This window comes from Roseibium sp. (assembly GCF_025698965.1).
Taxonomy (GTDB): domain Bacteria; phylum Pseudomonadota; class Alphaproteobacteria; order Rhizobiales; family Stappiaceae; genus Roseibium.
The window spans coordinates 1-11,623 of sequence record NZ_JAILWL010000177.1 but is presented as its reverse complement, the minus strand read 5'-3'; the positions used below and the strand labels follow the sequence as shown (position 1 = coordinate 11,623).

11 protein-coding genes are annotated in these 11,623 nt (G+C 56.1%); 10 read left to right on the top strand and 1 reads right to left on the bottom strand.

The features are described 5' to 3' along the window. The 10 genes from K5905_RS15520 to K5905_RS15475 all read left to right on the top strand — a co-directional run. Window positions 1-993: homogentisate 1,2-dioxygenase (locus K5905_RS15520; RefSeq protein ID WP_297585539.1), on the top strand; the 993-nt coding region annotated here is incomplete at its 5' end. Continuing rightward, window positions 993-1,871, top strand: a complete 879-nt coding sequence (locus tag K5905_RS15515) for an MBL fold metallo-hydrolase (protein WP_297585538.1) — start codon at window positions 993-995, stop codon at window positions 1,869-1,871. The genes K5905_RS15520 and K5905_RS15515, both read left to right, overlap by 1 nt. Window positions 1,872-1,877: 6 nt before the next feature. Beyond that, the gene (locus K5905_RS15510; RefSeq protein WP_297585537.1) at window positions 1,878-2,885 is read left to right on the top strand and encodes a fumarylacetoacetate hydrolase family protein; all 1,008 of its coding nucleotides are present in this window, start codon (window positions 1,878-1,880) and stop codon (window positions 2,883-2,885) included. A gap of 68 nt (window positions 2,886-2,953) precedes the next feature. Then, on the top strand, window positions 2,954-3,904 hold the full coding sequence (locus tag K5905_RS15505) for an MBL fold metallo-hydrolase (RefSeq protein WP_297585536.1): 951 nt from the start codon (window positions 2,954-2,956) through the stop codon (window positions 3,902-3,904). A 33-nt stretch (window positions 3,905-3,937) separates the two neighbouring features. Further along, on the top strand, window positions 3,938-4,432 hold the full coding sequence (locus tag K5905_RS15500) for a DinB family protein (RefSeq protein ID WP_297585534.1): 495 nt from the start codon (window positions 3,938-3,940) through the stop codon (window positions 4,430-4,432). 22 nt (window positions 4,433-4,454) lie between these two features. Then, window positions 4,455-6,074, top strand: a complete 1,620-nt coding sequence (locus K5905_RS15495) for an FAD-dependent oxidoreductase (protein WP_297585532.1) — start codon at window positions 4,455-4,457, stop codon at window positions 6,072-6,074. Then, the gene (locus K5905_RS15490) at window positions 6,071-6,262 is read left to right on the top strand and encodes a DUF2783 domain-containing protein (RefSeq protein ID WP_297585531.1); all 192 of its coding nucleotides are present in this window, start codon (window positions 6,071-6,073) and stop codon (window positions 6,260-6,262) included. The genes K5905_RS15495 and K5905_RS15490 overlap by 4 nt, the downstream gene beginning before the upstream one ends. 238 nt (window positions 6,263-6,500) lie before the next feature. Continuing rightward, window positions 6,501-8,945, top strand: a complete 2,445-nt coding sequence (locus K5905_RS15485) for a methyl-accepting chemotaxis protein (RefSeq protein ID WP_297585529.1) — start codon at window positions 6,501-6,503, stop codon at window positions 8,943-8,945. Between the two features lie 291 nt (window positions 8,946-9,236). After that, entirely contained in the window at window positions 9,237-9,788 is a 552-nt protein-coding gene (locus tag K5905_RS15480) for a cytochrome b (RefSeq protein ID WP_297585528.1), read from the top strand. A 232-nt stretch (window positions 9,789-10,020) separates the two neighbouring features. After that, window positions 10,021-11,238 (top strand): hypothetical protein, encoded by a 1,218-nt coding sequence (locus tag K5905_RS15475; protein WP_297585526.1) that lies wholly within the window; start codon window positions 10,021-10,023, stop codon window positions 11,236-11,238. Between the two features lie 69 nt (window positions 11,239-11,307). On the opposite strand, the gene K5905_RS15470 is transcribed toward K5905_RS15475, so the two are convergent. Further along, window positions 11,308-11,623 (bottom strand): TRAP transporter large permease subunit (locus tag K5905_RS15470; RefSeq protein ID WP_297585524.1); only part of this gene is annotated, 316 nt, incomplete at its 5' end.

Sequence of the window (11,623 nt, the reverse complement as noted above, 5' to 3'; positions counted from 1 at the left end):
TGGCTGACCGGCATGTACACCATGACGACCGCCGGAGACGTGAACACACAGGTCGGTATGGCAAGCCATATCTATCTGGTGACAAAGTCTATGGAAGATGAATATTTCTTCTCGGCAGACAGTGAACTCCTCGTTGTGCCTCAGGAAGGTCGATTGCGGTTTTGCACAGAGCTCGGCGTCATTGAGCTGGAACCGAAGGAAATCGCCATCCTGCCGCGAGGACTGGTCTACCGGGTTGAGGTTATCGACGGCCCGGCTCGAGGGTTTGTCTGCGAAAACTATGGTCAGAAATTCGAATTGCCGGGCAGGGGACCGATCGGTGCGAACTGCATGGCCAATCGCCGCGACTTCAAGACGCCGGTTGCCCACTATGAAGATCGTGAAGTGCCGTCAAGGGTCACGGTCAAATGGTGCGGGCAGTTCCACGAGACGAAGATTGGTCATTCCCCGTTGGATGTTGTCGCCTGGCACGGCAATTACGCGCCCTGCAAGTACGATTTGCGCAACTATTGTCCCATCGGCGCAATTCTGTTCGATCATCCGGATCCGTCGATCTTCACGGTTCTGACGGCACCGTCAGGTGTGCCGGGAACGGCCAATATCGACTTTGTCCTGTTCCGCGAGCGCTGGATGGTTGCCGAAGATACATTCCGGCCACCCTGGTACCACAAGAACATCATGTCGGAACTGATGGGCAATATTTACGGCCAATACGATGCCAAGCCTCATGGTTTTGTTCCGGGTGGCATGAGCCTGCACAACATGATGCTGCCGCATGGGCCGGACAACACTGCATTCGAAGGCGCGTCCAACGCCAAGCTTAAAGCCGAGAAACTCGACAACACAATGTCCTTCATGTTCGAGACCCGGTTCCCACAACATTTGACGGAGTTCGCGGCCCGTGAAGCTCCTTTGCAGGATGACTACATTGACTGCTGGGAGTCTCTTGAGAAAAGGTTTGACGGAACGCCGGAAGGAACGTGGGACAAATAATGAGCGAAGCGCATTCTCCTGATTGCAGGGATCGTCTGGTCATTCTCGGGTCCAAGGGTGGGCCGGCGATCCGGCCAGGAGGGCCGTCTCCAACCAGCTCGCTGCTTGAAATCGGAGGACGGCTCTGCGTGGTAGATTGCGGTCTAGGCGTTACGCGAGGCCTGGTTGAAGCCGGTATCGTGCTGAAAGATCTCGATCTGATATTCATCACGCACCTGCATTCCGACCATGTCCTGGAGCTGGGGCCGTTGGTCCACACAGCCTGGTGCACAGGACTTTCGCATCAGGTGAAGATCTACGGACCTGCGGATCTGATAGAATATTGGGAAGGTTTCCTCAACTCCATGCGCTACGACATTGAAACGCGCATTGACGATGAGGGCCGTCCTGACTTGCGCGATCTCGTGCAGATCCATCTCCTGCAGGAAGGGTCTGTTCCGCTCGAGGACGAGACCCTCGCAATTGAGGCCTTGCAGGTTGATCATCCTCCTGTTGTCGATTGCTACGCACTGAAATTCGAAGCGGGCGGCTGGTCGGTCGTCTTCTCTGCGGACACGGCCTATTTTCCACCTCTGGCCGATTTTGCAGAAGGTGCCGACATTCTCGTCCATGAAGCAATGCTGGAGCGTGGTGTCGACAGGATTGTCGAGATAACCGGCAATGGCGAACGTTTGCGAGAACATCTTCTGGCGAGCCATACAATGGCGCCGGATGCGGCAAAAACTGCAGAAGCAGCCGGTGTAAAAACGCTGGTGCTCAATCACCTAATCCCGGCGGACTTGCCCGGGTTCGAAATATCGGAGTGGCAGGACGCCACCAAAGCCTTTTCAGGCGAAACCATTATCAGCCACGACGGTTTGGCGATCACAAGGAGTTAAGACCCGATGAAACTGGCAACGCTCAAGGACGGTAGCCGCGACGGCAAGCTGGTGGTGGTCAATGACCGGCTGACCTATTGCACGGAAGCAAGCCACATTGCTCCAACGCTTCAGGCGGCGCTCGACGACTGGGACAATGTCGGGCCGAAGCTGAAGCTTCTGGCCGAAAGCCTGTCGCATGACGCGGTACCAACGCTCCGCTTTCATGAGCATGATGCCCTGTCGCCCTTGCCGCGCGCTTATCAATGGGCAGACGGTTCGGCCTATGTCAATCACGTCGAGTTGGTGCGCAAGGCACGCGGTGCGCAGATGCCGGACAGCTTCTGGACCGATCCGTTGATGTATCAAGGTGGTTCGGACGCCTTCCTCGCCCCGCGTGATCCGATCAGGATGCGAGACGAAGCCTGGGGGATCGATATGGAGGGTGAAATCGCAGTCGTCACCGGGGACGTGCCGATGGGGGTAAGCCCTGAAGATGCGCTGAAGGCGATCCGTCTGGTGATGCTTGTCAACGATGTATCCCTGCGTGGCCTCATTCCGGCAGAACTTGGCAAGGGCTTCGGCTTCTTTCAGTCCAAACCGTCTTCGGCGTTTTCGCCTGTCGCCGTCACGCCGGACGAGCTTGGAGATGCCTGGAAGGACGGCAAGCTGCATCTGCCGCTTCATGTGGACCTCAACGGTGCCCCATTCGGCAGGGCTCAGGCCGGTATCGACATGACCTTCGATTTTGGTCAACTGATCGCCCACGCAGCCAAGACGCGGGATCTTTCCGCCGGCACAGTCATTGGTTCCGGAACGGTTTCCAATAAGCTGGAAGGTGGTCCTGGCAAGCCGATCTCCGACGGCGGCGTCGGCTATTCCTGCATCGCCGAGATCCGCATGATCGAAACCATCGAAGACGGCCATGCCAAGACACCGTTCATGAAATTCGGCGACACCGTGCGCATCGAAATGCTGGACGGTGACGGACACTCGATCTTCGGGGCCATCGAACAAACGGTTGAGAAAAACTAAGCAGAACGAAAGCCGGAACGAGCCCGGCGACGACGAATTTGCAGGGCGACTTCGCCTCAGGAGGACTTATGAGCAAACAATTCGCTTCCGCCGGTGACATGGCGGAGAAGGAAGTTTCCTTTACCGAAATCGGCAGGGACCTTTGGGCCTTCACTGCCGAAGGTGATCCGAACTCCGGTGTCATCATAGGCGACGACAGCGTCATGATCATCGAAGCGCAGGCAACGCCGCGCCTGGCGCAAAAAGTGATCGAGAAAGTTCGCTCGGTGACCGACAAGCCGATCACCCATCTGGTGTTGACCCATTATCATGCCGTCCGTGTGCTGGGTGCGTCTGCCTATAATGCGCAGACCGTGATCATGAGTGAGAAAGCCCGCTCCATGGTGGCCGAGCGCGGCAAGGAGGACTGGGCGAGCGAGTTCGAACGCTTCCCGCGCCTGTTTCAGGGGCATGAGAGTATTCCGGGCCTGACCTGGCCGACGACAACCTTCAATGACCGCATGACTGTCTATCTCGGCAAGCGCCGTGTTGACCTGAAGTTCCTTGGTCGCGCGCATACCGCGGGCGACATAGTCGCTTACGTGCCGGACGAGAATGTCATGTTTACTGGTGATATCGTTGAATATCATTCGGCCTGCTATTGTGGTGACGGCCATTTCAACGACTGGCCGGGCACGCTGGAACAGATCCGAAGCTTCAACCTCGACGCGATTGCCCCTGGCCGCGGCGACGCGCTCATCGGCTCCGAAATGGTCAACGCGGCGCTCGATTCCACTGCCGACTTCGTCCGGTCAACTTATGAACCGGTGGCCAAGGTTGCGAAACGGGGTGGATCCTTGAAGGAAGCCTGGGATGCCTGTCGCGCGGCCTGCGACCCGAAATTCAAGGACTATGCGATCTACGAGCATTGCCTGCCATTCAACGTCGCTCGTGCCTATGACGAAGCGCTCGACATCGACACGCCGCGCATCTGGACTGCTGAACGCGATGCCAAGATGTGGTCGGATCTACAAGGCTAAGCCGTGTCGCGTGAATTGAGACATCTGTGCCTCATGGCTCGTAACAATGCCTATGCGAACGAGCGACTCTATGGGGCTTGTTGCCAGCTCAGCCAGGAGGACTTCCAGGCTGAGCGAACGGGTTTCTTCCCTTCCATCCGGGAAACGCTCAATCACAATTGGGAAGTCGATCGCTACTATCTCGATGCCTTGAAGGAAGAGGGGCAGGGACTTGTGGTGTTCGACGAACCACATCTGGAAACGGCCAGGCAATTGCGCGCAGCGCAAGAAAAGGCGGATCGGGATCTGATCGTCTATTGTGATCGCCTGATCGATGTCGACCTGGATCGGAAAGTGGCACAGGACCGGGGTCCGAACGGCATGTTGCAGGAATCGATCGGCAACACGCTGCTGCATCTTTTTCAGCATCAGGTCCATCACCGTGGTCAAGTACATGCCATGCTGGCCGGTACAAACGTAGCACCGCCGCAGCTGGACGAGTTCTTTCTGGATTTCGACCGGCACAAGGCGGCCCTGAAATTCTTCTGAAGCAGGAACCGGGAGAGACCCTGTGACCAAATTGTTCGAGGTGCCGCTTTATCCCTATAAGCGCTCTGCCGATCAGGATGCACCCACACCCATACGCCACCCGGTTGTAGTCATCGGTGCAGGTCCCGTGGGGCTCGCCATGGCGATCGACCTTGCCCAGGCGGACATCCCCGTCGTTGTGCTGGACGAAAATGACAAGGTCAGCGTCGGCTCGCGGGCAATCTGTTTCTCCAAACGCACACTGGAGATATTCGACCGGCTCGGCTGCGGTGACGAGATGGTGAACAAGGGCGTTGTCTGGAATGTCGGCAAGGTCTTTTTCGGCGATCGTCAGGTCTATGATTTCAACCTGTTGCCGGAAGAGGGCCACAAACGGCCCGCTTTCATCAACCTGCAGCAATATTACTGCGAACTCTATCTTGTGGAGCGAATCCGGGCGCTCCAGGCCGAAGGCAAGCCGATTGAGATCCGAGGTGGCAACAAGGTGGTCAACCTCGTCGAGCAGGAAGACCATACGATTGTCACCATCGAAACGGTGGACGGGGCCTATAATCTGGACGCCGAGTGGCTTATCGCCTGTGACGGAGCCGCATCACCAGCCCGCAGGCTTCTCGACAAGGACTTTGTCGGCCGCGTCTTTGAAGACAATTTCCTGATTACCGATGTGATCATGAAAGCGGACTTTCCGACCGAACGCTGGTTCTGGTTCGACCCGCCTTTTAACAAGGACCAGTCGGCTCTTCTACACAAGCAGCCGGACGGTGTCTGGCGGATAGATCTTCAGCTTGGCTGGGACATCGACAAGGAAGAGGAAAAGAAACCGGAAAACGTCATTCCGAGGCTGAAACAGATGCTCGGTGATGATGTTGAGTTCGACCTGGAGTGGGTGTCGATCTATACATTCCAATGCCGCCGCATGGAAACATTCCGCCATGGCCGAGTGATCTTCGCCGGTGACAGTGCACACCAGGTGTCACCTTTTGGCGCTCGCGGCGCGAATTCCGGGTTTCAGGACGTCGACAATCTTGGCTGGAAGCTGAAACTGGTCCTCACCGGCGAGGCTCCTGAGACGTTGCTTGACAGTTATGTCTTCGAGCGGGAGCTGGGAGCGGATGAAAACATTTTGCAAAGCTCACGCTCGACCGATTTCATTACACCGAAATCCGAGATCAGCCGTATCTTCCGTGATGCCGTTCTCGATCTTTCCGAACACTATGAATTTGCTCGTCCGCTGGTGAACTCGGGGCGCCTGTCCGTTCCAAGTGTTTACGACGGGTCCCCGCTGAATGGACCGGATGTTGACACTTTGCCGGTTTTCACCCGGCCCGGTAGCCCGATCGTGGATGCTCCGCTTGGGAATTCCTGGCTGCTTGAAACGTTGGAGGGGGATTTTGTCCTTCTCGGCATCGGTGTCGACGTTCCGGACGGGGTGGAGCTGCAAGGGGTGACGGTGAAAGGGATCACCGTTCCAAAAGCTGAAATCAATCCGTTTCTTCAGGCACGGTATCTGAATGAAGCTGATCAGGCAGTCTATCTGATCCGCCCGGATCAGCATGTTGCCGCACGTTGGACAGAGTTTGACATGGACAACATTGAAACGGCGATGAATATCGTTCTGGGAAAAGGAGGTCAGGGACAATGACAACCGCAACCACCAAACCAAACCTGGATCAGCCGGATGCTTTTTATGCGGATCTGCTTACGGCCCACGAAGGCCTCACCAAGGAAGAAAGCGACGCTTTCAATGCAAGGCTCATCCTTCTGATGGCCAATCAGATTGGTGACCGGAAAGTGCTGAATCAACTGTTGGAAGCAGCCGGAAGCAAATAGGTCGACACGCCTTTCTTCAATCTTAGGTGGTTGAGTTTTGGAGATTCAGCCAAATTCAGAGTGAGCCGATTTAATTCGGGCAAAAAAAATTACGTCAACCAGCGCGCTTATGTTGTTGCCTGCTAAACGAAAACGGGTGCCGATTTAATTTGACCTGGCGAAAGGATATTGCCGGAAAGTTCTGTTCATCAATTGTTTAACCGCCCGCACCTTCAATGAATGAAAGTGTGGGGGAAATATGTCCAAGTTACTTACACCATTGAGGAATGCACGTTTCTCGGCAAAAGTCGGGGGCGGCTTTGTCGCCATGGTTCTGGTGGCCGCCGCGGTAGGAGCGGTCGGCACCGTGGCAATCCTCGGATTGAGATCTCAATCGGATGTGAGTGCAAAGGCAACCGCATCCATGGCAAATCTACAAAAGGTCGCCCAGGCGCAGGAAGCCTATCTTGCTGGGCGTAGTCTGGAACTGGCGGAGACTGCGAGCGTTGAGATCGGACAACTCGAAGCATCGCTTGTCTCTCTTGACCGGTCTTCGGGCACACACTCCGGAAGCGAAGCGACGGCTGAAGCGATTGCGCTTGTCGGACGGCTCAACGAAGAGTTCGATAGTGTGGTTACCGCCGTTGAGAACCGTCAGGCGCAAGTGGACAAACTCCTGCGCTCTGCTGTCGGCCTTGAAACGCTGGCCGTACAGATCTCCGATCAGATGACCAAGATTCAACGGGACGCCGGAAGCGCAGCGAAGAAGGCGTCTGGCACTCGAAACCGGGCGGACAAGGTCGGGCGCATGCTCTCCGAGATGGAGGACATGTCCGCGGAACTTGGAAGCTTGATATCGAAGTCCGGCAATGGAGACGACCTGTCACCTCAAACTGCGACGGCTGTTTTGGAAGGGGCAGCCTCGCTTGCGAAAACCGCCAAGAAAGCTGCAAAGTTGAAGGTTGAAGGTGTCGACCCTGCGCAGATGGAAGAGCTCTCGGGTTTTGCAAAGGCCTTGTCTGAAAAGCTGCCGAAATCCGATGGGGAAGGGGCATCGGATGCCGCGATTTCGGCCTCCCTTGCAGCTGAAGTGGTTTCTGATTTATCCCGTATGCACGATCAGGCATCTTCCTTGCGGAAAGTGGTGTACGCAGCAACGGATGGGGCAAAGAAAATAGCTGGGAAGGCGCAGTCAAAGCTCGGTATCGTCGACCTTGTGAACGTCAATGTCAGCAAGTTTCTTCGGGCGTCCCTGGAGATCCGGTCTGCGACCATGGAGTTCTTTGCCGGGTTTGAATCCATGGGGGCAGAAGACGTGACCACGCGGGTCGGTATTCTTCAGAACCTCGCCAACACCCTGAAAGCCGACAGTGCTGCCTTCCCTGAAATTACCGATGCTGTGGCTGCAATTGAACAGGAAGTTTCGGCCTATGAAGCCGAATTTGCCAGCATGGTCGCGGCGAAGGAGGTGTTCGTCGCCAAACGCGAAGCTCTGACAACCATTTCGGCCGACGTGCGCAGTGTCATCACCGGATTGACCGAAGCCCAGTCCGCAAGTGCATCTGCCAGGGCTGATACCGCTCTGGGCCTGATCGCGGCAGCTCTTGGGGCGGCTGTCATCGTTGGCGGTTTTCTTGCTTTTGTACTGTCTCTTGTCATCACCAGACCGACACGTGCCCTGACCGAAGCCATGGGCCGGCTTGCCGACGGTGATACGGATGTTGTCATCCCGTCTACCGGGCAACGCGACGAAATTGGTGACATGAGCCGCACGGTACAGGTGTTTCAGGAAAACGCTCGTGAACGTGTCCGGCTCGAAAGCGAGGCGAATGTGCATCAGCAAGAGCAATATGCCCGCCAGCAGGAAGTTGAACTTCTGATCCAGGATTTTCGTGAGGAAATTCAAAGCCTGTTAGGGGCTCTGGATGAAACGGCAGCCGACATGACGGGAACGGCCAAGGTGCTCGGTGGTATTGCGGAAAACAGCGCCGAGCAGGCAGGCGACACGGCGCGCGTGAGCGAAGATGCCAGCATGAGTGTTGAAAATGTTGCTGGCGCCGCAGAGGAACTTTCCGCATCCATCGCCGAAATCGGGGACCAGGTGCGTCGCTCCTCCGATATCGTGACATCGGCGACCGGCGCCGTGCATGAGACCAACGGCAAAGTGCAGGGTTTGGCGGAAGCGGCCTCCAAGATCGGTGAAGTCGTCACCCTCATTCAGGCTATCGCGGAGCAGACCAACCTGCTGGCGCTCAACGCAACTATCGAGGCAGCGCGTGCCGGCGAGGCCGGCAAGGGCTTCGCAGTTGTTGCCGCCGAGGTCAAGGAACTGGCAAATCAGACGTCCAAGGCGACAGAAGAGATTTCATCGCAGATCCAGACGATCCAGACTTCGACGACAGACGCCGTCGCCGCTATTGGCGCAATCTCCGACACGATGGAGGAAGTCAATGGTTACACCCAGGGCATCTCGTCAGCAGTAACCCAGCAAGGCGCTGCCACAAACGAGATTTCCGGAAACGTTCAACGGGCCGCCCAAAGCACCATGTCGGTGAGATCCAATATGTCCCGACTGGCAGAGGCCGTTGGCGAGACCAGGGACGCTTCCGGCAACGTCCTGGCAGCGTCCGATGATCTCAGCAACCGAAGTGAAGCCTTGAAACAGGGTGTTGAGACGTTCCTGAACCGGGTCGCATCGGCCTAAACCGATCTTTTGATTGTTGTCGGCATTCCCGGGCGGCCACTGGCCGCCCTGCTCTTATCCGTAAGACTTTGACTGGAAAGGCAAGTCCGGCTGAGTTTGTAACAAATTGTGTCGGCGCTCCTTGTGGAGACATTTCCAGACAATTGCAGGTTTGTAACAAGCCATCCGGGTGCTTATTCATGGTGTCAGGTCTTTCCGGGGACGCGGCCGGTGAGGTTTGAATGTGCCAAAGAAGGCCGGATGGGCTCCGGTCTTCTTCGCAGCCAAGCTGGATATTGATGTGAGGGTCCTATGAGCAAAGCCAACAACCTAGATACTTATGACGCGGTTTCCAGACTGAACCACTGGATCGTTGCAATTGCGATGATCGGAATGCTCGGCTTCGGCCTCTATCTGGAAAATTCCGGACTGGATCGTCGAACACTTTTCCCGCTTCTCCAGATCCACAAGGCACTTGGTGTCCTTGTCCTGATCTATGGTACCTGGCGTGTCGGTTACCGGTTGATGCAAGGATTTCCCGCACCATTGGGCAATATTTCTGCCTGGCAGGAGGTTGCTGCAAAGGCTGTGCACTGGATCCTTCTGGCCAGTATTATCGTAATGCCGCTCTCCGGTCTGGTGATGTCATTGGCGGGCGGTCATGACGTCGGTGTGTTCGGCCTCTTCACCATATCTTCACAAGGTGAGTTTCCGGCGATCAATTCAGCAGCCAGTGTCGCTCACGGCCTCGGTGGAAAGATCCTGCTCTTTACCATTGTGCTACATATCCTGGGCGCTTTGAAACACCGGATCATCGACCGCGATGCCACTCTGTCGCGAATGGTGACGGGAAGCGCCGACTAGGCCCATCCACCGACTTCCGTTCAGACGCAAAGATCGAAAGACCGCCGGATTTGCCGGCGGTTTTTGCTTTCTGTGGGGCCTGTCTCAATGCGATGGAATTCCTACATCGCTCCTTAACTTGTATTTGAGAATAATGAAATCTGTAATTGCATTTTCGATGTGGGGACAAAGCCCTCATATGCAAATTTCAGGAACCGGCAGGTGTGTCGGCGCGAATACGGGAGAAGGACAAATGACCATCACTGAAAATCAGGATCGGGACGAGGTTGTGATTTCAGCCCCGGTCTTTGCTCCCTATGCGCAGCAGGGGAGCAAACTTGTTGGAACCGGCTATATCGGAAACAGTATGCAAGGCGTTGTTGCAGTCTCCGCCGACGGCAATACGGCCGTTGTTGGGGGGAGCAACGACAATATGGGGACCGGAGCCCTTTGGGTCTTCACGAGAACCAGCGGCGTCTGGTCTCAACAAGGGAACAAACTGACGGGATCCGATTGTGTCGGGGCATCAGGTCTTGGAACTTCTGTAGCAATTTCAGCAGACGGAAACACGGTGATTGCCGGTGGAAGTGGCGACAACAACTCCATCGGCGCCGCATGGATTTTCACCAGAAGCAATGGTGCCTGGTCTCAGCAGGGCAACAAGATTGTCGGCAGCAACTATGTTCTTTCTTCCATGCAGGGGGCTTCGGTGGGAATGTCTGCCGATGGCAATACGGTTGCAATTGGTGGCAATGGAGATGGTGGTGCCGTCGGTGCCGTCTGGATCTTCAATCGATCCGAAAGGGTCTGGTCTCAGGTAGGCAACAAACTCGTGGGAACAGGTTTTGAAGGCAAGGCGAACCAGGGATCTTCCCTCGCATTGTCCGCCGATGGCAAGACGTTGATTGTCGGAAGCGTGTTGGAAACGACTGTCAGTGCCCCGATTTGGGTGTTCGTGAATTCCAGTGGTTGGCAACAGCAGGGAAACTATCTCACGGCGTCCGGTGCAATAGTCGACAAATACGGTCAGAACACCACCGTGAGCGTCTCCGCGGATGGGAACAGCTTTGTGCTTGGAGAGAACCAGGACAACGACCAGACCGGCGCGTTCTGGATTTTCACGCGTACCGATGGAACCTGGAGCCAGCAGAGTGGCAAACTTGTGGGGTCAGGAGCTTCAGGCAAAGCTGCGCAAGGCTGCTCGGTCTCAATGTCCGATGACGGACAGACTGTGGTTGTCGGTGGTGACACGGACAACGGCAATCAAGGGGCTGTTTGGGTGTTTCAGAACAATGGCGGCGCGTGGTTGCAATGCGGTGAGAAACTGGTTGGTACCAATGCCGGCGGCGCAGCCTATCAGGGGAATTCCGTCGCGCTCTCAGGCGATGGCAGGACAATTCTCTCCGGTGGTTTCAACGATGATAGTCTTGTCGGCGCGTCCTGGGTCTTCGCGGCTCAATTCATCCATTAGAACCGCCCAACGGAAACGACCCGGCCGCTTGCAACGCAGGCCGGGTCGTGAACCGTTCTGTCCGGACGCCTAGCGTCCTGTGATCCACGGTGCGAAAATCAAAATCGCAACGGCCAGAACCTGCATGGCAATGAACGGCAACAGCGAGCGGAAGATCGTCGCTAGCGTGATCCCCGGCGGTGCGACGCTCTTCAAATAAAACGCTGCGGGTCCGAAAGGCGGTGACAGGAACGAGACCTGCATGTTCATGCAGAACAGGACGCCGAACCAGACCGGATCATAGCCGAGTTCCTTAATAATCGGCACGAAGATTGGCATTGTCAGCAGCGCAATGCCGACCCAGTCCAGGAACATGCCGAGCACGAACAGGATCAGCATCATAAAG

Excerpts from the sequence above, each read along its gene's own strand:
- K5905_RS15505 (WP_297585536.1), top strand. The coding sequence starts at position 2,954 with ATGAGCAAACAATTCGCTTCCGCCGGTGACATGGCGGAGAAGGAAGTT.
- K5905_RS15475 (WP_297585526.1), top strand. The coding sequence starts at position 10,021 with ATGACCATCACTGAAAATCAGGATCGGGACGAGGTTGTGATTTCAGCC.
- K5905_RS15510 (WP_297585537.1), top strand. The coding sequence starts at position 1,878 with ATGAAACTGGCAACGCTCAAGGACGGTAGCCGCGACGGCAAGCTGGTG.
- K5905_RS15480 (WP_297585528.1), top strand. The coding sequence starts at position 9,237 with ATGAGCAAAGCCAACAACCTAGATACTTATGACGCGGTTTCCAGACTG.
- K5905_RS15500 (WP_297585534.1), top strand. The coding sequence starts at position 3,938 with ATGGCTCGTAACAATGCCTATGCGAACGAGCGACTCTATGGGGCTTGT.
- K5905_RS15485 (WP_297585529.1), top strand. The coding sequence starts at position 6,501 with ATGTCCAAGTTACTTACACCATTGAGGAATGCACGTTTCTCGGCAAAA.
- K5905_RS15490 (WP_297585531.1), top strand. The coding sequence starts at position 6,071 with ATGACAACCGCAACCACCAAACCAAACCTGGATCAGCCGGATGCTTTT.
- K5905_RS15515 (WP_297585538.1), top strand. The coding sequence starts at position 993 with ATGAGCGAAGCGCATTCTCCTGATTGCAGGGATCGTCTGGTCATTCTC.